The sequence below is a fragment of the Vibrio sp. Vb0304 genome, from assembly GCF_033338995.1.
In the GTDB taxonomy this organism is placed as follows: domain Bacteria; phylum Pseudomonadota; class Gammaproteobacteria; order Enterobacterales; family Vibrionaceae; genus Vibrio; species Vibrio alginolyticus.
This window is the reverse complement of the sequence record NZ_JAWOTT010000006.1, coordinates 66,889-89,169: the sequence shown is the minus strand read 5'-3', so window position 1 is coordinate 89,169 and position 22,281 is coordinate 66,889. Positions and strand designations below refer to the sequence as shown.

Annotated in this window: 17 protein-coding genes and 1 pseudogene; 8 read left to right on the top strand and 10 right to left on the bottom strand. The window is 45.4% G+C overall.

Annotated features, from left to right (window positions below):
- Window positions 1-37: 37 nt before the first annotated feature.
- The 5 genes from R7P35_RS10640 to R7P35_RS10620 form a co-directional block, all read right to left on the bottom strand.
- Window positions 38-1,633, bottom strand: coding sequence for a S41 family peptidase (locus tag R7P35_RS10640; RefSeq protein WP_205460920.1), 1,596 nt, complete (start codon window positions 1,631-1,633; stop codon window positions 38-40).
- 358 nt (window positions 1,634-1,991) lie between these two features.
- The gene (locus tag R7P35_RS10635) at window positions 1,992-2,756 is read right to left on the bottom strand and encodes a hypothetical protein (protein WP_054866062.1); all 765 of its coding nucleotides are present in this window, start codon (window positions 2,754-2,756) and stop codon (window positions 1,992-1,994) included.
- 30 nt (window positions 2,757-2,786) lie between these two features.
- Window positions 2,787-3,461, bottom strand: a complete 675-nt coding sequence (locus R7P35_RS10630; RefSeq protein ID WP_213904715.1) for a GntR family transcriptional regulator — start codon at window positions 3,459-3,461, stop codon at window positions 2,787-2,789.
- Between the two features lie 152 nt (window positions 3,462-3,613).
- The gene (locus tag R7P35_RS10625) at window positions 3,614-5,146 is read right to left on the bottom strand and encodes an aldehyde dehydrogenase (NADP(+)) (protein WP_205460921.1); all 1,533 of its coding nucleotides are present in this window, start codon (window positions 5,144-5,146) and stop codon (window positions 3,614-3,616) included.
- A 21-nt stretch (window positions 5,147-5,167) separates the two neighbouring features.
- Window positions 5,168-6,169, bottom strand: a complete 1,002-nt coding sequence (locus R7P35_RS10620) for a 4-hydroxyproline epimerase (protein WP_170890585.1) — start codon at window positions 6,167-6,169, stop codon at window positions 5,168-5,170.
- A gap of 109 nt (window positions 6,170-6,278) precedes the next feature.
- On the opposite strand from R7P35_RS10620, the gene R7P35_RS10615 reads away from it, so the two are divergent.
- The 7 genes from R7P35_RS10615 (at window position 6,279) to R7P35_RS10585 (ending at window position 14,089) form a co-directional block, all read left to right on the top strand.
- Entirely contained in the window at window positions 6,279-7,535 is a 1,257-nt protein-coding gene (locus R7P35_RS10615; RefSeq protein ID WP_170890586.1) for an NAD(P)/FAD-dependent oxidoreductase, read from the top strand.
- 124 nt (window positions 7,536-7,659) lie between these two features.
- Window positions 7,660-8,733, top strand: coding sequence for a polyamine ABC transporter substrate-binding protein (locus R7P35_RS10610; protein ID WP_170890587.1), 1,074 nt, complete (start codon window positions 7,660-7,662; stop codon window positions 8,731-8,733).
- A gap of 87 nt (window positions 8,734-8,820) precedes the next feature.
- The gene (locus R7P35_RS10605; RefSeq protein WP_170890649.1) at window positions 8,821-9,795 is read left to right on the top strand and encodes an ornithine cyclodeaminase family protein; all 975 of its coding nucleotides are present in this window, start codon (window positions 8,821-8,823) and stop codon (window positions 9,793-9,795) included.
- 56 nt (window positions 9,796-9,851) lie between these two features.
- Window positions 9,852-10,766: a dihydrodipicolinate synthase family protein gene (locus R7P35_RS10600; RefSeq protein ID WP_005377851.1), complete on the top strand. Its 915-nt coding sequence runs from the start codon at window positions 9,852-9,854 to the stop codon at window positions 10,764-10,766.
- A gap of 73 nt (window positions 10,767-10,839) precedes the next feature.
- Complete coding sequence (locus R7P35_RS10595) at window positions 10,840-11,961, top strand: ABC transporter ATP-binding protein (protein WP_054866064.1); 1,122 nt, start codon at window positions 10,840-10,842, stop codon at window positions 11,959-11,961.
- Window positions 11,958-13,238, top strand: a complete 1,281-nt coding sequence (locus R7P35_RS10590; RefSeq protein WP_170890588.1) for an ABC transporter permease — start codon at window positions 11,958-11,960, stop codon at window positions 13,236-13,238. Before R7P35_RS10595 ends, R7P35_RS10590 begins: the two co-directional genes overlap by 4 nt.
- 2 nt (window positions 13,239-13,240) lie before the next feature.
- Window positions 13,241-14,089, top strand: coding sequence for an ABC transporter permease (locus tag R7P35_RS10585; protein ID WP_017633959.1), 849 nt, complete (start codon window positions 13,241-13,243; stop codon window positions 14,087-14,089).
- A 120-nt stretch (window positions 14,090-14,209) separates the two neighbouring features.
- On the opposite strand, the gene R7P35_RS10580 is transcribed toward R7P35_RS10585, so the two are convergent.
- A complete protein-coding gene (locus R7P35_RS10580; RefSeq protein WP_017633960.1) occupies window positions 14,210-14,644 on the bottom strand; it encodes a hypothetical protein in 435 nt (144 codons plus the stop codon).
- Window positions 14,645-14,946: 302 nt separating this feature from the next.
- Here R7P35_RS10580 and R7P35_RS10575 point away from each other — a divergent pair.
- Window positions 14,947-17,391 (top strand): annotated as a pseudogene (locus R7P35_RS10575) (collagenase).
- Window positions 17,392-17,551: 160 nt separating this feature from the next.
- On the opposite strand, the gene R7P35_RS10570 reads toward R7P35_RS10575, so the two are convergent.
- From R7P35_RS10570 to R7P35_RS10555, 4 genes are read right to left on the bottom strand one after another with little or no spacing between them, the layout of a single operon-like run.
- A complete protein-coding gene (locus R7P35_RS10570) occupies window positions 17,552-19,348 on the bottom strand; it encodes an aminopeptidase P family protein (RefSeq protein WP_213904713.1) in 1,797 nt (598 codons plus the stop codon).
- Window positions 19,348-20,340: an ABC transporter ATP-binding protein gene (locus R7P35_RS10565; RefSeq protein WP_158173840.1), complete on the bottom strand. Its 993-nt coding sequence runs from the start codon at window positions 20,338-20,340 to the stop codon at window positions 19,348-19,350. The genes R7P35_RS10570 and R7P35_RS10565 overlap by 1 nt, the downstream gene beginning before the upstream one ends.
- 9 nt (window positions 20,341-20,349) lie before the next feature.
- Complete coding sequence (locus tag R7P35_RS10560; RefSeq protein ID WP_186584312.1) at window positions 20,350-21,333, bottom strand: ABC transporter ATP-binding protein; 984 nt, start codon at window positions 21,331-21,333, stop codon at window positions 20,350-20,352.
- Window positions 21,334-21,343: 10 nt separating this feature from the next.
- On the bottom strand, window positions 21,344-22,276 hold the full coding sequence (locus R7P35_RS10555) for an ABC transporter permease subunit (protein ID WP_005377839.1): 933 nt from the start codon (window positions 22,274-22,276) through the stop codon (window positions 21,344-21,346).
- Window positions 22,277-22,281: the final 5 nt, after the last annotated feature.

The following is a 22,281-nucleotide window of genomic DNA, read 5'->3' as shown; positions in this document are numbered from 1 at the left end:
TAAGAAAAGCGCAACCCGAATCAGCATTCGTAAAAAGTTAGTTGATCTCAACATGAATTGCCTCTGTTCGTAGCGGAGAGCGAAGATCGCTTAACTCCGGAGATGAAATGTTACGCGGCATGGCGTTGAAACTTGAAGGGGATACTGGCGGACAGGTTCCTGTTTCCATGTAGTTTAGCGCCGCAGAAAGCATACCTTCAGACGGATCGCCTAACGGTTTTGTTAGGTCGTCATTGACCCAGCAACCTTCCACTCTATTGTTTAAGCCTAGCTCGGTATTGATTTGGCTCTTTGGAGTAGGAATAAAACCATCAGCGAAGTCGCCAAATTTTTTCTCGTTCGCCGACTTGAACTGAATAGTGTAGTACATAGTGCCGCAGTTTTGTTCTGGTGAGAACCCATACGGTTTACCTGTGGTTGTTGAGCCTATTTGGATAACCTCCACATCAATGCCGCGTAAAGCGTTGATTAGCAGTTCACTAGAGGAAGCCGTGCCTCCTGAAGTCAGCACATATACGCGCTTTTTGTTCAGTGTCGGAAGCACTTGGTCCGAATATTTCTGTGCTGCCCAGTCTATTGCTATATTTGTAAAGCGATAGATGTTATCCCCATCTTTAATGGTACGCATCACTTTGTCATTGTGAATCAACTCACTGAAGACTCGGTTCTGACCAGCACCGCTTAGCATGTAGCCTACTTGCGAGGACTGAAGGACTAAGCCACCGCCGTTGTAACGTAAATCAACGACGATCTCGTCAACATTCTCTGCTGAGAGCGTACTGAACGCCTCAATAAGCGGGGCTTGAGCGCTTGGTTCAAAGGAGTTGTATTGCAGATAGCCGATCCGCATACCATTTTGTGTAATCACTTTGGCATTTTTAACTGGAGAGGTCATGACATCAGAGGCGGTAAGCGTCACGGTTTTCTCTAGACCGTCAACACTCTCAAATGTGAAGGTGTAATCTTGATTGATGTCAGGGTTAAAGAGCGTTTTGTTGATAAAATCAATGTCGGACTGACTACCGGTGTTAACCACATCAATATTATTGATTTTCAGAAGCTTATCACCACGAGCAATGCCGCTTCTATCAGCTGGCGAGGCTTCTTCAGTGTAGGAAATACGAACGTCTCGAGGTTGTACGCCACGTAGGAATGCCCAGTTAAAACCAAATCCAGCAACTAAACCGGATTGCGATGATTTCATATCATCCTCATAAGGGACGGTAAAATGGAAGCGATCTTTTGGTTTACCCGTCGCGGTAGTAGCAGAGGTGACCAGCGTATTGAAGTAATCAGTAACAGTTTTGTAGTTTGCTGGATTATTATCAGGAACCTCGTCATACCATAGATACGTTTCGTTAGTAAAAGCTCTTAAAAAGAGTTTTTCGTGTAATGCAGAGCCCAATTTATCTGGATAGGCGGCATAGTTGTCATATGGGTCCAGTCCGACGCGGGGCGTTTCACATTGGTTGATAAACGTTTTCGACGATTGGCTAAAATCATGAACTTTCCATGTTGGACCGTTTGCACTGCTAGTGGACGGAGTAGGTGATGAGCTATCACCGCCGCCACCGCCACAGCCTTGTAATAATGCGAGAGTGACTGCCGTTGCTAAAGAATACTTAAATTTCACTTTTCTATGTCCTTATAAATAATAGAATTATAATTATGTGTTTTGCTTTTGTTTTTATTAGCTAGGTGAATGTATTAATTTAATTTGTTCGTCTGCAAATTTATAGTTAAATAGTGTGAGGTAAATAACGTAAAAAAGTTGTCTTTTATCCTTAAGCTAAATTAGTCATTACTTAAGTTTTCTGTCTATTTCAAAAGATCTAACAAGACAATTAATAAGTGTGAAATTAAGACAAGTTCTTAGTTGACTAAGCGATGCTTGCTAAATCAGAATTAGATTCAGGAAACGCTTTGAATCAATAGTTTGGTAGGGATATATGATGTTATCAGGGGTTTGTTTGATTTATTTGTCTGATGATTTAACTTAATTTAGTGAGTTGAGCGACGTGCTTTAATAGGCTTCCGTCAATGTTAGGTAAATCATCAGCGAAAAATATCTGAGAACCAGGAGTGCAGCGCATTAATATATTTGTTAGTTCACCTTCATTGTTGGAAGTGTTAACTGCGTTAAGTTTCGCTAATTTATTACAAAGCTCGTCCTCTATTTGCACTTTCTGCTCTTCGGTGAGCCTAATGCGACCTATACATACGCCTGGGTTGATATCATGAGAAAGCGAATCTTGTTGAAATCGCTCTTTGAATAAGGTGTCTAATGCCGTACCTTCTTTCATAATAAATCGACGACCAGAACGGTAAAACAAGCCGTCTCCGAAGTTTTCGACATATCCTAGAATTTCCGCGATACGCAAATAGAATCGTAAGCTTGTATCAGAAAGTCCGTAAGTTTGGGCTATCTCTTGCGGTTTAATATCACGAGAAGTCAGCATATAAATAAAATCAAGTAAATAAGGATGCTCAACGAAAAGGTCGCTCTCTTCATCTGTTAGCATTTGCTCGTTTTGGTGCTGAAGCTCGTTGGCTAAGGTTGCGAGTTCGACGAGATCGGTATTCAGGTAGTTCAGATAAATAAGTACTTTATCCAAACCTAAAGCTGGATTATGTAGGTGGCGTTTAATACTAGATAAAGGGATGCCACTTTTCTCTGACAAGGAATTGTAGCAAAGCCCTTCTTCTTTAATCTTTTGTCGTAGCGCTGCGAGTAAAAACTTTGGTCCAACATTCATCCTTGAACATCACCTTATTCGTTATTCCGTTTACTGGCTGATATTTTGCCTTTCAAGCAGCAGGTTTCGAATCGCTGTGCCCGCTTCTAGAATGTGTTTTTTCAGCAGGTACTTGGCGCCTTCGATATCGCGATGTTGGCACATTTCAAACAAGCTTAAGTGCTCTTCTTCTGCCTTTTTAATGCCTGTAGTAAACAATAGCTGCATGCGTATGTATCGGTCACACTTTGTGTTCAGGTTGTAAATGACGTCCATAGTTTCAGGCATGTTGGCTGGCGCATATAGGGCTTTGTGGAACTCGTAGTTGTAGTTGCTCCATTCTTCTACTTCGTCGCCACTGTTCACTACTGACTCGAAACGTTCACGAACTTCGCGCGCGCGTTCAAGGTCAGCGTCTGTCATATTTTGAATCGCGCGCTCTAAAATGTGGCATTCCACGACAGCGCGCAGTTCAAATAGCTCATTGATTTTCTCTGGAGATAGCTCAGTGACCGTCGCACCTTTGTGAGGTTCAAAGCTAACGAGTCCTTGTGCTTCCAATTGAACTAACGCTTCACGCACAGGAATTCGGCTAACATTAAACTCTTTTGCTAACGCATCTTGACGTAAAGGTTGACCAGTTTTTAACTCGCCCTTCAAGATCTGAGTTCGAATTGCTTCCTCAACGAGCTGAGTGCGCGTTTTAAAAACAGGTTTCTGTGACATTGAAGTCTCCCGTGAAATTAATATTGTATCCAATCCATTTTACTTTAGTAGTTTATTGTTTTTCTGGCACAAACCAACTAGGAAAGAAGGTTTTGAGAAGTAGAGTGAAATAAAAGGCATCAGTTGATGCCTTTTTGAGCCATTTGGTGGGCTTATTGGGACACACTGCCATCTATGGCGCGTTGAATACCCAGTGGGTTCGACGCTTTTAATGAATCCGGCAATAAAGATTCTGGTAAAGCTTGATAAGCGACCGGACGCAACCAACGATGAATAGCCTCCGCACCGACAGATGTTGAGGCAGAATTGGTTGAAGCCGGATAGGGTCCACCATGAACCATAGCGTAACCAACCTCGACGCCAGTTGGCCAACCGTTGAATACAATGCGTCCGGCGATTTCTTCCAAACTTGGAAGCAGTTGCTTGGCTTGTTCTTCGTCTTCAGCGGTAGCGTGAAGGGTTGCGGTGAGCGATCCAGTCAGTGAATCACTCAGTTTCAACATGTCATCGAAATCTTCACAGATTACGATTAACGATTGAGGACCAAATATTTCTTCCTCCCATTGCGGGTTTTCACGCCAGTTTTTACTGTCCGTCACGAACAGTGCTGGTGAGACATTGGTCGCTTCTGCTTGTTCAGAACGAGTGACGTTAATGCCTGTTTCGGAAGCTCGCTTATCCACTTCGGATTCATACGTTTCTCGGATTCCTTGCGTTAGCAAAGTGGCCGTTGATTGTTGTCGAATTAACCCTTGAGCGATTTCGATAAAGGCTTGCGTTTCTGGGCTATTCAAGACAAATACAACGCCTGGTTTTGTACAAAATTGTCCACAGCCCAAAGTCATAGAAGCCACAAACTCTTCAGCCAATGAGGCGTTTGCTCGTATGGCTGAAGGGAGAATAAATGTTGGGTTAATCGCCCCTAGTTCACCATAGAAGGGGATTGGCTCTGGTCTTTGCTGAGCTAGATTGAACAGCGCACGGCCACCACCGACGGAGCCTGTAAACCCAACCCCTTTAATTTTTGGATGGGTAACGAGTGCTTGGCCAAGTGCGCGTTTGTTGCCTTGCAATAGCGTGAAGATGGCTTGCGGTAAGCACTCTTTCTCCAGTGCAGCCTCAATACACTCTGCAACAAGTTGACTGGTGCCAGGGTGGGCGGTATGGCCTTTTACAATCACAGGACAGCCAGCTGCCAGTGCCGAAGCCGTATCACCACCTGCCGTAGAAAATGCGAGCGGAAAATTAGACGCACCAAACACGGCTACAGGGCCAATTGCGATTTGTTGACGGCGAATATCTGGTTTTGGCAGTGGTTGACGGTTTGGGTTTGGCGTATCGAAAATTGCTTGATGGTGATTACCCGATCTCACAACCTCGGCAAATAGTCTTAATTGGCTCGCGGTACGTCCTATTTCACCGCTTAAACGTGCTTCGGGAAGGGCAGTTTCTAAATGAGCACGAGCAACGATTTCTTCACTCTTCACTTCCAATTCAGAGGCGATAGAACAAAGTAAGCTCGCTCGTTTTGCATTGCTTAGTTGGCGAAACTCACGCGCTACGCTTTGGGCGGCTGAGGAGGCTTGATTAACTTCTTGCTCTCCATGTACCGGAAACGCTATAGGTAGAGGCTCACCAGTAAAGGCGTTGACTGCGTAAAAAGTGGTTGGTTCTTGTGGGTTCATCATTCTTCCTTACTATCCTTATTACTTCACTTCAAATCCGTACGCATATGGGTCTTCATCGTCTACCCATATTGTGTTGTGACCGTATACTTGTGCCCATCCTTCAATACTTGGCAAAATAGCCGCTTTGCCATTCACTTCGGTAATGCCTTCTATACGTCCTTGAAATAGGCTGCCGATGATACTTTCGTGAACAAAGTCTTCTCCTTGATTGAGTTTGCCTCTTGCATGCCATTGCGCCATGCGCGCACTTGTTCCCGTACCACATGGCGAGCGATCCAACGCTTTGTCGCCGTAAAACACAGCATTTCGAGCGGTAGCGTTTTCTTGAGTGGGCTCTCCGGTCCATAGCACGTGAGAAACACCGCACACTGTTGGATCTTCTGGATGTACGCACTCAACCGCTCGAGATACCGCTTCGCGAACTTTTGGTGAAAGCATCAAAATTTCATCTGGAGAGTAGTGTTCAAGTCCGGCATAGTTTTCTTGAGGATCGACGATTACGTAATAGTTTCCGCCATAAGCAACATCGACAGTGAGCTCACCTAAGCCCTCTATGTCCACGGTTACGTCTTGGTGGGCAAGGTAAGCTGGTACGTTAAATATCCTCACTGACGTGACCTTGTCACCTTTTGTTTGGTAGTGCACTTCGATTTGTCCTGCTGGGACATCAAGTATCAAACGGCCTTCTTTTTTGGGAGTGATAAGGCGATTCTCGATAGCGGTAGTGACGGTTCCAATGGTGCCGTGGCCACACATTGGTAAGCAGCCACTGGTTTCAATAAACAGAATTGAAGCGTCTGCGTTATCGCTGCAAGGAGGCAAGACAACTGACCCCGACATCATTGAGTGTCCGCGAGGCTCAAACATGAGTGCCTGACGAATCCAATCATAATGCTCAAGAAAGTATTGGCGCTTTTCGCTCATGGTATTGCCTTCGAGTGGAGGCACACCGCCTGCGACCAGCCTAACTGGGTTGCCGCAGGTGTGGGCATCAATACAGAAAAAAGTTCCTTGTCTCATTTTTCGCTCCTTGCTGAAAAAATGGTTGAATTAAACAATAACGATGTTAACGTAATGTAAAATATATTGTATACAATCTACGTTTTCAAGTGTGACTCGGAGCATATTTATGTTGGTCAAGGATGAAACCAAAAAGGAAAGGATCGCCGTGATAGGTGCGGGAATTATCGGCTTATCAATTGGATTGAAGTTGCAGCAGCAAGGTTATCAAGTCACGATTTTTGATCCCAATGGCGTGGGGAATGGATGCTCTAAGGGAAATGCAGGCCATATCGCGACTGAGCAAATCTTCCCTCTTGCAACGCCAGCGCTGCTTTCACAATTACCTAAAATGCTGCTAGATCCCAAAAGTCCGGTTTCGATCCGTTGGCAAGATATTCCAAGCACTATCGGGTGGATGATTCGTTTTCTATTACAAACAAAGCCATCAGCCGCGGAGCAGGCAAAAAACGCGATTAAAACTCTTAACGAGCGGTCAGTGGCAAGTTGGCGTGGCATGCTTGATTCAATCGGAAAAGCGCATCTAATAAAAATGAATGGTTCATTGCTCACTTTTGAAAACGAGAAACTGTTTAAAGACTACCAAAGTACGCTTAACTCACTGGCTAAAAACGGTGTGGCGTATCAAGTTTGGACACAAGAGGCGATTCGAGAGAGGATACCTGATCTCAGCCATAAGGTTTTTGTCGGCGTCTTTTTTCCCGATACAGGTCATACGCTAGACCCTTATCAGCTCTGTGTTGAGCTAAGTGAAGCTTTTGAAGTTCTTGGCGGTATGGTTTTACAAAAAGGTGTATCTGCGTTGGCGAAAAATGGCGAGGTGCTGGTTGAGTCTCAAACGTATTCATTTGACCGAATCATTGTTGCCGCTGGTGTACATTCTAAGCCTTTGATACGGCAGCTAACCGGAGTCAAAGTGCCTATTCAAGCCGAGCGTGGTTATCACCTAATGGTGGATGACAAGCGTGATGTATTGCCATTTCCTATTAGCTCTGCCGATAGAAAATTCATCATGACTCCGATGTCTGGCGGGCTACGCTTGGCAGGCACTGTTGAGTATGCCGATGTAGAGTCACCACCCAATATGAAACGTTCAGAAATGCTTTTTCAGTTAGGTGATGAGATGTTTGAATCGAGGTTACATCCACTCAAGCAAGGAGAAAAGTGGATGGGGAATCGGCCTTCAACAGTCGACTCGTTACCGGTTATTGATAGCATTTGGGATGGAAATGTATTACTGGCATTTGGCCACCAACACCTTGGATTAACTCAAGCGGCGATTACGGCAGATCTCCTTTTAGAGCTTATCGAAGGAAAGCCGACATCGATTGATCTTTCACCTTTTTCATTACAACGATTCGCCTGAAAAAACTTAATATTAAATATTGTATAAAATATATTAAATGCTAATGTTAACTTAATTTTAACAAAAATGGTGTCCAACAGCCGTACTCGGATGCCTCCAGAAAAACAACCAAAAGGAGTAAAACATGTCACGAATGACCAAAGCACCATTGGCGCTGTTGATTTCAGGAATGCTGTTGGGGACCTCTGCTTATGCTGAAGACAAATTGACGGTCGTGTCTTGGGGTGGTGCATTCACCAAGAGCCAAGTGGAGGCATATCACAAGCCTTTCATTAAAAAAACAGGTGTCGAGATCGTATCCGAGGATTTCAGCGGCGGATTAGCCGAAATTAAAGCACAGGTGGAAGCGAACAACGTGCGCTGGGATTTGGTTTCTCTCGACAAGCCAGACATTGTTCGTGGTTGCGCCGAAGGGTTACTAGAACCAGTGAACCCAAGTATTTTGCCTCCGGGCGCAGATGGAACACCAGCACAAGAGGACTTTATTGATGGTGCGATTCACGAGTGCGCAATCAATACCATCGTAGTGTCCACTGTATTAGCGGTGAACGAAGACGCGTTTAAAGGTAAGGCTTTGCCTAGCAAGTTGACCGATCTCTTTGACCTAAAAACTTTTCCAGGTCGACGTGCATTGCAAAAACAGCCTCAGGGTAATCTTGAGTGGGCACTATTGGCTGATGGTGTAAAGCCAAAAGAGGTCTACAGCCTGCTCGAAACCGAAGCGGGGCGTGAGCGTGCTTTTGCTAAGTTGGATACGATCAAATCAGAAGTGCTGTGGTGGACAACAGGTGCCCAGCCACCTCAAATGCTTGCTGACAAAGAAGTGGTGATCGCCTCGGCGTTTAACGGCCGAATTCACAATGCCCGTAAAGATGAGGGTCAACCATTTCGGATTATATGGGACCGTCAAATGGGTTACATGAATGGATGGGCGATACCTAAAGGGAGTGAGAACACAAAGCTTGCATTGGACTTCATTGCTTTTTCTTCAGGAACAAAACCATTAGCTGATCAAGCTAAGTACGTTGCCTATGGGCCTACGCGTAAGTCGTCTTCGGCGGAGGTGAACCCAGACATTTTAGCGAACCTTCCTACCGCACCTCAAAACTTCCAAACCGCCTTCCTGATTAACGATGAATGGTGGTCAGACTACGCTGATGAACTCAATGAAGAGTTCAACACCTGGCTGCTTAACTAGGCGTTAATTTTTGTATGGGACCGAGTTTTCATCCATAAGCGAGGTTCCGTACTTTTCCTCAACTGTATTTATGTTTTCGGAGAAATGATGAAAGTCATCGAAGCACAGCAAGTCGCGCAATGTTTAACAATGAAGTCTCTTATTGAAACGATGCGTGAAATGTACTCGCGGCCAGCAACAATACCTCAACGCCGAGTCATGCCCTTAGAAGAGGGAGAATACGAGGCGTTTGCGCTACTTCCAGCTTGGAACCAGGAGTTAATTGCGGTGAAAGCCTTTACGTATTTCCCGCATAACCCTGAGCAAGGCAAAGATACGCTTGCATCTAAGCTGCTTGTTTTTAGACGAAACGATGGTGAGCCGCTCGCACTCGTGGACGGTAAAGTTTTAACGTTTTGGCGCACCGCCGCAGCTTCTGCGTTGGCAGCGGACTATTTGGCGCGTCCCGATGCTGATCGTCTGTTGATCTGCGGAACGGGCAATCTTGCGCCTTATTTTGCGTGGGCATACGCTGCGGTTCGCCCACTTAAGCAGGTTTATATTTGGGGGCGTAACTCAGATAAAGCCGAGGCGACGGTAGATGCCATTGTGTCATCTTCAGAGTATCAGTCGCTTCCTGATGAGCGTCGGTTTCGCGTTTCAGTCGTAGAAAAAGTGGACCACGTTATCAAACACGTTGACATCATCAGCTGTATTACTGCATCAGCAGAGCCTTTGTTTAATGGCGCAGACGTGCAGCCGGGCACCCATATTGATTTGGTCGGTAATCATGACTTGGATAAGCGTGAATGCGACTCCGAAGCAGTGCAACGAGCACAGGTGTATGTTGATAGCCGTATTAATGTATTAGCCGAAGCGGGCGATCTTCTCATTCCAATTCAAGAGGGCGTGTTCACGTCAGACGATATTAGAGGGGAATTACCGCAGCTTTGCGCCCAACAAATCTCAGGACGTCAAAACGATGAGGTCATTACTTTATACAAATCAGTTGGCAGTGCTTTGGCTGATTTGGCCGCTGTAAAGGCGGTGTTGTTAGAAAATGGCATAGATAGCCATGCCTGAGCATTTTTGCTCGTTCATTTAAATTGCATACAATATACATATAAGGAAAGTAGTTCATGAAAATTGATTGGAAAGGTGTTTATCCGGCGGTCAGTACGCAATTTCGTCAAGATCAGTCAATCGACTTAGACGCAACGCAAACTGTTATAGATAACCAAATTAAAGATGGTGTGAATGGCATTATCTGCTTGGGTACTGTCGGTGAGAACTGTGCGTTGTACCCGGAGGAGAAACGCCAGGTCTTGCAAGCGGCAAAAGAAGTCGTAAATGGCCGTGTGCCTTTGATTGCTGGTACAGCAGAGTCTATTACCACAGCAGCTGTTGATTACATGCAGGATGCGTACAAAATTGGTATCGATGGTTGTATGGTGATGCCTGCCATGGTTTACCGCACGTCTGAGAGCGAAACGTTCGAATATTACCGCACGCTAGCGGAAGCAACGCCAGAAATGCCAATCATGATTTACAACAACCCGGTTGCTTATGGTGTCGATGTAAACCTCGACATCATGGCGAAACTGGCTGAGTTTGAAAGTATTGTAGCTATCAAAGAGTCGACCACTGATACTCGTCGTATCACCGAGCTTTACAATAAATTTGATGACCGCTTTACCGTGTTCAGTGGTGTTGATGACATCGCTCTTGAATCATTGATGCTAGGTGCGACCGGCTGGATTTCTGGTTTAACCAACGCATTCCCAGAAGAGTCCGTTGCGATTTATAAACTGGCAAGCCAAGGTCGTTATGCTGAAGCGTTAGAGATCTACCGTTGGTTCTTACCCCTATTGCGTTTAGACACCATTCCTACGCTGGTTCAGTGCATAAAATTGGCCGAGCAAGTCTGCGGACGTGGCTCTGAACAAGTTCGTGCGCCACGCCAACTCTTACAAGGTGAAGAGCGTCAACAAGTCATTCAAATGGTTGAACATGCGTTAGAAACCCGCTTAGACCTATCCAAATACAATCTGTAATTGTGCTGTTTAGTAGAGCGTTAACTGACGCTCTACTCATTCGTAATATTCAAAAAATGAGAAGAGGGAAGTCATGAGCACGGAAAACAAGGACTATGTCAGCTTTCAACACGTTAAGAAAACCTACGATGGCACGAATTTGGTGGTGAAAGACTTCAACTTAGATATTGCTCCTGGAGAGTTCGTTACTATGTTGGGGCCGTCAGGATCGGGCAAGACCACTTGCTTGATGATGCTAGCAGGCTTTGAAACTGCGACCGGTGGAGACATTTATATCGATGGCGTTCCTGTCAATCATCTCGCGCCGCACAAGCGCGATATTGGTATGGTGTTTCAAAACTATGCGTTGTTTCCACATATGACCATTGCTGAGAATCTTGCGTTTCCTTTAAAGGTGCGAAAACTCGACAGTGACACGATTCAAAGCAAAGTTCAGAGTGTATTAGAAATGGTCGAGCTTGAGCATGTTGCGACTCGATACCCGAAGCAGTTATCAGGTGGTCAACAACAGCGTGTTGCGTTAGCGCGAGCATTAGTGTTTGAGCCTAAACTCGTTTTGATGGATGAACCACTAGGCGCGTTAGATAAGCAGCTGCGTGAGCAAATGCAGATGGAAATTAAACATTTGCATGAAAAGCTTGGCATTACCATTTTGTATGTGACGCACGATCAAGACGAAGCTCTCACTATGTCCGACCGTATTGCGGTTTTTAATCACGGCGAAGTGCAACAACTCGCGACACCAACCGAGCTTTATGAATCTCCGAGTAATACGTTTGTTGCGCAGTTTATCGGAGAAAACAACCAACTCTCAGGTTTAGTCAAAGAGTGGGACGGAAAGTATTGCCAAGTGCTCGTTGGGAAAGAGTTATTTACTGCGAAACCTGTCAGAGTCTCTGAGCAAGGGCAGAGAACAACACTTTCCATTCGACCAGAAAAGATTGTTATTCAACCAGAGAAAGCGTCTTGTGAGAACCAAGTCTCGGGCGTCCTACGAGAATTGATTTATCACGGTGATCATTATCGTCTGGTCGTCGAAGTAGAGAGCGTTGGTCACTTCATCGTTAAAGTACCTAACGATAATCGTAAACACTTGCAGTTAACGCCTGGCTCAATTTGTCGTATTGGTTGGCAAAGTGACGATTGCCATGCTCTTGATGGGACACAAACTCAAAGTAGCGAGGTAGCAGCATGAGTCGAGAGCTAACCGCATTAGATTCTGTATTGGAAATCGAACGCCAAGTTCATGAGCAAGAAACCAATTTGAAAGCGCAGTTGCAAAAGGCCGAGCGCCGAAAAAAGCTTCGCTCCATTATGCTCACAACGCCATTGGTGTGTTTTATTCTGCTTACGTTTGCTTTTCCTATCCTCGACATGCTTTATCGAAGCGTGGATAACCGAGAAATATCCCTGTCACTCCCACAAACTATTCAAGCTTTAGAAAGTTGGGATTATCAAGGTCAGCCTCATCAAGAAGTCATTGAGGCATTCTCTGTTGAGGTACTTGCGCTTTATCAAAGCAAAGAGCTACCGAAAATAGCCAACCGGATGAATATTGAAGAGTCTGGTATGCGCAGTTTACTCATGAAAACCGGCAGAAAGTTGTCTCGGTTGACGTCGCTGCCGATCTCGGTGACACAGTTGGCTAAGCTGGATAAGCGTTGGGCTAATCCTAAATATTGGGCGGCGTTTAAGAATCTTAGTGGCGCATTAACATTCAGTCATTATCTTGCTGTGCTAGACTTGCAAGTGAATGAGTTTGGAGACATTGAGCCCCAACCAGAAAAACGCCAAATATACGTCGACCTTTTCTTTAAAACTTTTTGGATGTCTATTTCAATCACCTTAATTTGTTTGGTGATGGCGTACCCCGTTGCTTACCTGCTTGCCAATTTACCTGATAAGCGCGCGAACTTACTTTTAATTATTGTGCTGCTGCCATTTTGGACATCATTGTTAGTCAGAACCACGTCTTGGATTGTTCTGCTGCAAAACCAAGGGGTCATTAATGATCTCCTTATTTGGTCGGGTTTTACTTCTGAGCGAATTCAGATGATTCACAATACCTTCGGAACGGTGGTGTCTATGGTGCACATTCTGTTGCCTTTTATGATCCTGCCTCTGTATAGCGTAATGAAAGGAATTAGCCCAACTTATTTCCGTGCCGCTCGTTCTCTAGGCGCGACGCCTTTCATTGCGTTCATCAAAGTTTATATGCCGCTTACGTTACCGGGGATAGGTGCGGGGGCCTTGCTTACTTTCATTCTTTCTATTGGCTTCTACATTACGCCCGCTTTGGTTGGTGGAAGAAGCGGACAGATGATATCCAATATGATTGCCTATCATATGCAGACATCACTGAACTGGGGGATGGCTGGCGCATTGGGTGGACTGCTTTTGTTCGTTGTACTGGTTCTGTTTTATATATTCAACCGTGTGGTTGGCATGAATAACCTTAAGGTAGGAGGATAACCATGGCATTACCAAACTATGCATCAAAAGTAGAGCGAGTCGCTTACGCAGGCTACTTAGTTTTTTGTGGGTTGGTGCTGTGCTTTTTAATCGCTCCAATTCTGACCATCATCCCGTTATCGTTTAATGCAACGCCTTACTTTACTTTTACCGAGGGGATGTTAAACCTTGACTCGGCAGCGTATTCTACTCGCTGGTATCAAGAAATGTTTACTAGTGATCAGTGGCTGTTGGCGCTGAAAAACAGCACGTTTATTGCTTTTATGGCGACACTCGTTGCAACAGGGCTAGGAACTCTGGCGGCGTTGGGTTTAGCAAGTAGTAACTTGCCTTTTCGCAATACGATTATGGCGCTGTTGATCTCACCCATGATCGTACCAGTCATTATCTCTGCTGCTGCGATGTACTTTTTCTACACGCGCCTTGGCTTGTCACAAACTTATCTAGGCGTCATTTTGGCACACGCTGCTTTAGGTACGCCTTTTGTCGTCATTACCGTTACTGCGACGTTAAGCGGCTTTGACCATAGCTTGGTAAAAGCGGCGGCTAGCTTAGGAGCAAACCCTGTTTATACTTTCAGACACATTACCTTTCCTCTGATTCGTCCGGGGATGATTTCTGGCGGCTTGTTTGCTTTTGGCACTTCGTTCGACGAGGTTGTGGTGGCGTTATTCCTGACTGGGGCAGAACAAAAAACCGTTCCTAGGCAGATGTGGTCAGGAATTCGAGAGCAAATCAGTCCGACTATATTGGCGGTCGCTACGTTGCTGATTTTTATGTCGGTGTGTTTGCTCGTGACTTTAGAAGTTCTACGTAGGCGTAATGTACGCATTCGAGGCATTCAAGAATAGCCAAACTTTTTCTTTGTTGCTCACTATGCACTTTTGTTTAGGGGCACCTCAATTTTTGACCAACTGCGCCTCATTGTAGGCGCTTGTCTTTTGTGTTTATCATCAGCGATGACTGACATATCACTCTGGTAGCTTAATGCCAGCTTGCTCGAAACGTGCCAAAGGCGACTTGTTTGATCGCTGATACCAACTAGCTGGCATGTTTGATTTAAGTCGCGCTTTTTCTTCCTTGCTAATCACAACATAATGCAAAAACGTATCAAGTGTGGTTCCCATCACGTCGAATGTCATTTCCCCATCTTTGCTGATGGCTTTCAATAACCCAGCGACGGTTTCCTCAGAAACTAACGGTTCAACCACCGCGTTTTTTCGCTCTTTTATTGACGTTGAAGCGGGCAGGTTTGCACGTGCCGTCTCCCAGCAAACTTTGTTGGTTTTACTGATAAGGTTGTGCTTGTAGCAGTAGTAACTGAATAAAAAGCGTGGCAGGTTTTGCCAGCGTTCGGCTTGGACTTCTAACCAAAGGTGTTGTAGCTCAATATCAGCGTCGGTCATAGGAGTTGTTTAGCAAAAAGAAAAGAAACCATTTTATAGCTTTTGTGAGGAGCAATAAAAGATATTTGAATGGAAAGATAAACAACTAGTTGATCAATATTACTAAAGCAAATCGATTTCTGGCAAGCCCGTGCAACGGCAACTCGAGTACCAAAAACTGATACCGCCACATCTAGTTGTTAACAAAATGTTTCTTCTTGTCTTGCGAGTAGATTATATGGAGATGCTCTTGCAGTAATAAGGGCAGTGGCGATGCAAAAGACGTAATGCATCTAAGGAAAACTCAATATAGAAGAAATTAGATGGAACTGAAGACTTTGAGTGTCGCGATTGCGACAACATTAACCAGCACTGGCGTATTTGCGTTAAGCGAGCCAGTTTCTCAAGTTACAGAGCAACATGCACATTCGGCTCATACACACGGTGTTGAATCCAATCGAGTTGAATACCAACCAACCGCAACTCTCCCTATTCAGCCCTCCAAGGCAACTCGAGTACAGTCACTTGAAAGCCTTGATGAGTCGAGCACTGCTTGTGATTTGGAAGCATTGGTTACCGAAAGCAGTAACCAATTGATCGGCGAAATTTTAAGTCAGGGCGCGACGTGTGTGAACCAGCTATTCTCTGCTGAAAGTCGGATTCAAGAGTCGGTATTTAGCTCCGATCATATGTACAACATTGCGAAGCGTACTACGACATTGGCGAAGGGGTATACAGGTGGCGGGAGCGATGAACTAGAAACGTTGTTCTTATACTTACGCGCAGGTTATTACGCCGAGTTTTACAATGACAACATCTCATTTATTGAATGGGTCACACCAGCGGTGAAAGAATCAGTGGATGCGTTTGTTAACAACGCAAATTTCTACGAGAACAGCGACCGTCACGGCAAAGTGCTTAGTGAAGTCATCATCACTATGGATAGTGCGGGCTTGCAGCACGCGTACTTACCGCAAGTGACTCAGTGGCTTACACGTTGGAATGATCAATACGCCCAGCACTGGTATATGCGCAATGCGGTTAATGGTGTTTTCACTATTTTGTTTGGTGGGCAGTAGAACGAGCAATTTGTGCAAGTAGTTGGTAACCAAACAGACCTTGCCAAAGCTTTAGGCGATTTTGCTCTGAGGGCGTCATCAATCGGTGCTGAAGATGAGTTTATGGCCGCGAATGCGGGGCGAGAGCTCGGGCGTCTGACCAAATATACGGGTAACGCGAGTTCTGTTGTGAAGAGTCAGCTGAGTCGAATCTTTGAACAGTATGAAATGTATGGTCGGGGTGACGCGGTTTGGCTTGCGGCGGCGGACACCGCCTCATATTACGCAGATTGTAGTGAGTTCGGAATTTGTAATTTCGAAACTGAGCTAAAAGGCTTGGTGCTATCGCAAACTTATACCTGTAGTCCGACAATTCGAATATTGTCCCAGAATATGATGCAAGAGCAACACGCGGCCGCATGTTCTAAAATGGGTTACGAAGAGGGTTACTTTCATCAGTCTTTAGAAACGGGTGAACAGCCAGTAAAAGATGACCACAACACTCAGCTCCAAGTCAATATCTTCGATTCAAGCACTGATTATGGTAAGTACGCAGGGCCAATTTTCGATATTAGTACTGACAATGGCGGTATGTACTTGGAGGGCGACCCTTCCCAGCCGGGGAATATTCCCAACTTTATTGCTTATGAAGCCTCTTATGCGAACGCGGATCACTTTGTCTGGAACCTAGAGCACGAATACGTGCATTACTTAGATGGTCGATTTGATCTCTATGGAGGGTTTAGTCATCCAACTGAAAAAATAGTGTGGTGGAGTGAAGGCATTGCAGAGTATGTCGCTCAAGAAAATGACAACCAAGCAGCACTTGAGACGATTCTAGACGGTTCGACATATACCTTAAGTGAGATTTTCGAGACTACTTATGATGGGTTTGATGTCGATCGAATTTATCGTTGGGGGTACTTAGCTGTACGTTTTATGTTTGAAAATCATAAAGATGACGTAAACCAAATGCTGGTGGAAACACGCCAAGGGAATTGGAGCAATTACAAGGCCACGATCACCCAATGGGCGAATTTATATCAAAGTGAGTTTGAGCAGTGGCAGCAAGCCCTTGTCTCAAATGGTGCACCTAATGCAGTCATAACCGCAAACAACAAGGGGAAAGTCGGTGAAAGCATTACATTTAGCAGTGAAAACAGTACAGACCCAAACGGGAAGATCGTCAGCGTCTTATGGGACTTCGGTGATGGCTCGACAAGTACACAAACCAAGCCGACGCACCAATATGGGAGTGAAGGGGAGTATTCGGTCAGTCTAAGTGTGACAGACAGTGAAGGCTTGACGGCAACCGCCACTCATAGTGTTGTTATCTCAACGTTGGGCGGTAATGACACATTGCCACAAGACTGCGCGGTGCAAAGTAAAGTAAGCGGTGGGCGCCTAACAACAGGAGAGCCCGTTTGCTTGGCAAATCAACAAACCATTTGGCTAAGCGTGCCAGCGGTGAATGAGAGCTCAAATCTGGCGATAACGACGGGGAATGGTACGGGCAACCTAAAGCTTGAATACAGTAACTCTGGTTGGCCGGATGATACTAATCTTCACGGGTGGTCAGATAATATTGGTAATGGAGAGTGTATTCCGTTGTCAAATCAGAGTAACTACTGGGGCTACGTTAAAGTCTCTGGTGACTTTGAGAATGCCGCCATCGTCGTTGATTTTGATGCTCAGAAGTGTCGTCAGTAGGGCATTTTAACTGCATCATTTTAATTTAATTGATCGCCTCGCTAACATTGCGGGGCGTTTTTGTTTTTCACGCCGTTATCTCTATAAAAAAAACAGCCCGAAGGCTGGCAAACAAGGAGTTTGAGATGAAAATGAAAACGTTATAAAACTTGCTGATATCCTATTTCTCAATAAGTTGGGTTGTGCGTTGAAGCCAGTTTTTATCTTGCGAATCAAGAAAAGGGCTAAGCGCTTGATAGACTCGTGAATGGTAATGATTGAGCCAGTCTAGCTCTGCTTGATCTAGCATTGATAAATCAAGGGCGTTGGTCGCAATTGGAGCAAGAGTGATGGTCTCAAAACCGTAGAACGTGCCGAACTCATTTTGTTCTAATTCTACAACTTTAAGAATGTTCTCTATTCTTACCCCGTACTCACCTTCGCGATAAACGCCTGGTTCATTAGTAATGACCATACCCGGTTTTAGCTCAACCTCATGGTGGCTTTGCGAGAAATTTTGTGGGCCTTCGTGAACATTCAAGCAAATGCCTACGCCGTGTCCAGTGCCGCACTTGTAATCAATACCATGTTGCCATAAGACGCCACGCGCCATGATATCAAGATTGGCACCCGTAGAGCCTTTCATGAATCGAGTCTGAGTCAGTCGGATGACCGCTTTGAGCACCAAGGTATAATCTTTGCGCTGCTTAATGGTCGGTGACCCGAAGTGGAAAGTACGGGTGATGTCTGTTGTCCCGCCAAGGTATTGGCCACCAGAATCGACGAGAAAGAAGTTGCTTTCATTGACTGCCGCATTGCTTTCTTCATCGGCGGCATAATGCATTTTTGCCCCGTGAGCTGCGAAGCCTGCGATAGTGCGGAAACTGTCACTCACATAATGTCGGGTTTGACGGCGATAGTGATTCAGTTGTGCCTCAGCAGACAATTCTGTAACGAGTCCGCTTGGAACTTGCTCTTCGAGCCAGTTCATAAACCTTACGATTGCCACACCATCATCTGTTAATGCCTGTTCTAGGCTAGTTAGCTCGGTCGCATTTTTTATGGCCTTCATTGCCGTTACAGGGCAAGCCATTGGCTTTAGATTCACATTCCCTTCAATCGAACTCACCAATAAGCTGTCTGTGTGGGTCGGGTTAAAAGCGAGCGATAATCCCTCACATTGCTGATTCAAATACTGACTTACGTAGTTGTAATGGCGAATGTGTACACTCTGCTCGGTCAGCGCTCTTTCAACGTCTTGAGGCAGTTTGGCTTTATCAATAAACAGTGTCGCAAGTGATTGCTCTACGACTAGATAGGCTTCAGAAACTGGGCAGTAATTCGTATCACCACCTCGAATATTCATTGTCCACATGACATCATCTAGCGTTGACACTAATAAGCTATCTACTTGGTTCTCGGTTAACCAAGAACGGATTCTCGCTAACTTATTTTCAGTGTCAACGCCAGCAAAAGCGGTGGGGTGCTCGAATACGGGTGCACTTGGGCGAGGTGGTCTTTCAAGCCAAATTGGTGTGAGTAAATCCAGGTCGAGAATGATCTTAATGTTTTTCGCTTCAAAGGCTTGTTTGAGGCCTTGATAAAAAGCGTAACTGATGGCGCGCCCGTCAACCGCGACAATACTGTTTTCTGGTAGCGTGGTAGCCAGCCATTTGGCAATTGTCGGTGTTTCTGGTTGTTTGGCTTTAAACAGTTCAAGTCCTGTGCCGTGTAACTGTTCTTCAGCTTGAATATAGTAACGACCATCAGTCCACAGGCCACCACCTTGTTGGGTAATGACGACATCGCCTGCAGAACCGGTAAAACCTGAAATCCAGCTTCGCGCTAACCAATGATCCGCTGAGTATTCACTGTTATGTGGGTCATTGTTGGTCACGATATATGCAGACACGTTGTGAAAGGACATTGCCTCACGCAATAACGTAAGGCGTTGGTTTACTGAGTTAGTATTGTTCATTAAATGGTTCCTAAAGTCATATTTGAGCAATAGATATGATGCTGCTCCGAGCCTGTTTTTATTGGGTTCTGTTGCCCGCATACTTCTGTTGCTTCTGGGCATCGAGTACGAAAAACGCAACCGCTCGGTGGATTAAGTGGAGAAGGAAGGTCGCCGGGCAATAGTTGTATTTCACGGTCACGTGCTAATTGCGGATTAGCTATCGGGACAGCAGATAACAGTGCTTTGGTGTAGGGGTGTTGTGCATCATCAAATACTTGATCGTAACGTCCTACTTCCATAGGTTTACCAAGATACATCACCATAACGCGGTCGCTGATATGGCGCACCACGCTTAAGTCATGCGCAATCATCACCAGTGTTAACCCCATTTCTTGTTTAAGATCATCTAGAAGATTGATGACCTGAGCTTGTATGGAGACATCTAGTGCACTAACGGGTTCATCACACACGACCAAATCTGGATTGAGAATTAACGCTCTAGCAATGCCCACACGCTGGCATTGACCTCCGGAAAATTCATGTGGATAGCGGTTTCGCTGGCTCGCCAAGAGACCCACTTTATCCATCATAGCGATGACACGCTTTTCTACCTCAGCCCGTTTAAGTTGCGGCTCATGGGTGAGCAGTGGTTCGGCGATGCATTCTGAGATGGTTAACCTCGGATTCAAACAAGCGGATGGGTCTTGAAACACCATCTGAAATTCTCTACGTCGAGAGGAAAGCTCTTTCTTACTAAACCCGAGCATGTCTTGACCTTTCCAAGTCAACTCGCCATGTGTAGGTTCAATTAAGCGAAGTAAGGCGCGTGCAAGTGTTGATTTTCCGCAGCCTGATTCCCCCACAATGCCAAGTGTCTCACCTCGGTAAACATCTAAGTCGATACCATTGACCGCTTTCACGATTTTACGTCGACTTGGAATAAGGTGACGCGACACAGGAAAGTGGACGTTTAAATCACGAGCAGACATGAGGACTTCTTTTTTATTCATAACGCCTCCTTAAGCTTTTATTTGAATAGGAGTGATAACACTGGGTGCGTTAACGTGACAGGCAATGGACTGGCTCGTGTTTAATGGAGAAAACCGTGGGGTTTCGTATTGGCAACGCGTCTCTCGATGCTCGCACCGCTCTCTAAACGGACACCCTTGATGGTTAATCAACGCACTTGGTGGGTTACCTGGGATGGTTGGTAAACGTGGCATATCTTCAGTGATAGAAGGAATAGCCTTTAGCAGGCCTTGAGTGTAGGGGTGCGCAGGTTGAGCGAACAATGTCTCGGTATCTGATTGCTCCATTTTTTGACCACCATACATGACCAATACGCGATCACACATCTCGGCGACGACGCCCATATCGTGAGTGATCAGTAAAATTGCGGTGTTGAACTCTTGTTGTAAGTCTCGTAATAGCGTCAAAATTTGAGCTTGAACGGTTACATCTAATGCGGTGGTTGGTTCGTCTGCAATTAACAACTCGGGCTTACACAACAACGCCATCGCTATCATGATTCGCTGACGCATTCCGCCAGATAATTCGTGAGGGTATTGATTCATCCGAGTTTCGGGAGAGGGAATACGCACCGCATCCAACATGTGAATCGATTCCATTTTTGCTTGTTTTCGGCTCATTCCTTTATGAATCATGAGAACTTCACAAAGCTGCTTGCCAATTTTCATGAATGGATTAAGTGACGTCATCGGATCTTGAAAGATCATTCCGATTTTCTCTGCACGGATGCGGTTGAGCTGCTTTTTCGACATCGCGAGTAAATCATCACCGTGGAACATTGCGCTTCCAGACACGGCGCCGTTGTCCGCGGTTAACCCCATTAATGAGAAAACAGATTGGCTTTTTCCCGAACCTGATTCCCCAACAATCCCAAGAGTTTCGCCCGCTTTAATCGAGTAGGAGAGATTACTGACCGCTTGCACTTGCCCATCTGGCGTATCGAAGCGCACGTTCATGTTTTCAATAGATAGCATGGGTTTGTCCTTATCGGTCTTTCGGGTCAAGAGCATCACGTAAGCCATCGCCGATGAAGTTAAAACAAAAGAGGGTGGCAACTAAAAACAGAGATGGAAAAAGCAGCATCCATAATGCAACGTCAATCGTTTTTGCGCCTTCGGAAATTAGGATTCCCCAGCTCGTGTCTGGTGGTTGAACACCAAGCCCTAAGAAGCTCAAAAACGATTCGAACATAATGAATCCTGGTACCATTAAGGAGGAATAAACCATCACGATTCCAAGCACATTAGGCAGAACATGGCGTCGGACAATTGTCAATTTAGAAACCCCAATAGAGTGTGCGGCTTCGATGAACTCTCTCTTTTTTAGACCGAAGGTGACACCACGTACAACACGGGCAATGCCCAGCCAAGATACCATTCCGATCACGATAAAAATCAGGTAGATGTTGTTGCCAAAAAGGGTAACAAACAGGATAACCATAAACATAAATGGCACCGAATCGAGCACCTCAATAATGCGCATCATTACGCTATCGACAACGCCGCCAAGATAGCCGGAAATACTTCCCCAAATCGTACCAATAACAACGGCGACTAAGGCGCCAACAAAACCTACCAAAATAGAGAGCCTGCCACCTTGCATCGTGCGAGCGAAAACATCTTGCCCGAGATCATCGGTACCAAAGTAATGGCCACTGCTCAGTGAAGGTTTCCCTAGCTCGTATGGATCGATGAGTACTTCCCAGTCAATTTCATCATGGCCAAAAGCGGCAAGAGAGGGGCCGAAAGTGATGCATAAGGTAATGAACGCCAAAACATACACTGATGTCATCGCGGCTCTGTTTTTACGAAATCGAGTCCATGCATCCTGCCAAAGACTGCGACCTTCGACGGCTTCAATATTGTCGACGACTTGATCTTGAAGAGCTTGTGTATCCAGTTTTTTGATCGTTAACATGCCGG

What these genes read in the sequence shown, in the direction of transcription:
- R7P35_RS10635 (WP_054866062.1), bottom strand. Translation starts at nt 2,756, where the DNA reads ATGAATGTTGGACCAAAGTTTTTACTCGCAGCGCTACGACAAAAGATT.
- R7P35_RS10630 (WP_213904715.1), bottom strand. Translation starts at nt 3,461, where the DNA reads ATGTCACAGAAACCTGTTTTTAAAACGCGCACTCAGCTCGTTGAGGAA.
- R7P35_RS10625 (WP_205460921.1), bottom strand. Translation starts at nt 5,146, where the DNA reads ATGAACCCACAAGAACCAACCACTTTTTACGCAGTCAACGCCTTTACT.
- R7P35_RS10620 (WP_170890585.1), bottom strand. Translation starts at nt 6,169, where the DNA reads ATGAGACAAGGAACTTTTTTCTGTATTGATGCCCACACCTGCGGCAAC.
- R7P35_RS10615 (WP_170890586.1), top strand. Translation starts at nt 6,279, where the DNA reads ATGTTGGTCAAGGATGAAACCAAAAAGGAAAGGATCGCCGTGATAGGT.
- R7P35_RS10610 (WP_170890587.1), top strand. Translation starts at nt 7,660, where the DNA reads ATGTCACGAATGACCAAAGCACCATTGGCGCTGTTGATTTCAGGAATG.
- R7P35_RS10605 (WP_170890649.1), top strand. Translation starts at nt 8,821, where the DNA reads ATGAAAGTCATCGAAGCACAGCAAGTCGCGCAATGTTTAACAATGAAG.
- R7P35_RS10600 (WP_005377851.1), top strand. Translation starts at nt 9,852, where the DNA reads ATGAAAATTGATTGGAAAGGTGTTTATCCGGCGGTCAGTACGCAATTT.
- R7P35_RS10595 (WP_054866064.1), top strand. Translation starts at nt 10,840, where the DNA reads ATGAGCACGGAAAACAAGGACTATGTCAGCTTTCAACACGTTAAGAAA.
- R7P35_RS10590 (WP_170890588.1), top strand. Translation starts at nt 11,958, where the DNA reads ATGAGTCGAGAGCTAACCGCATTAGATTCTGTATTGGAAATCGAACGC.
- R7P35_RS10585 (WP_017633959.1), top strand. Translation starts at nt 13,241, where the DNA reads ATGGCATTACCAAACTATGCATCAAAAGTAGAGCGAGTCGCTTACGCA.
- R7P35_RS10580 (WP_017633960.1), bottom strand. Translation starts at nt 14,644, where the DNA reads ATGACCGACGCTGATATTGAGCTACAACACCTTTGGTTAGAAGTCCAA.
- R7P35_RS10570 (WP_213904713.1), bottom strand. Translation starts at nt 19,348, where the DNA reads ATGAACAATACTAACTCAGTAAACCAACGCCTTACGTTATTGCGTGAG.
- R7P35_RS10565 (WP_158173840.1), bottom strand. Translation starts at nt 20,340, where the DNA reads ATGAATAAAAAAGAAGTCCTCATGTCTGCTCGTGATTTAAACGTCCAC.
- R7P35_RS10560 (WP_186584312.1), bottom strand. Translation starts at nt 21,333, where the DNA reads ATGCTATCTATTGAAAACATGAACGTGCGCTTCGATACGCCAGATGGG.
- R7P35_RS10555 (WP_005377839.1), bottom strand. Translation starts at nt 22,276, where the DNA reads ATGTTAACGATCAAAAAACTGGATACACAAGCTCTTCAAGATCAAGTC.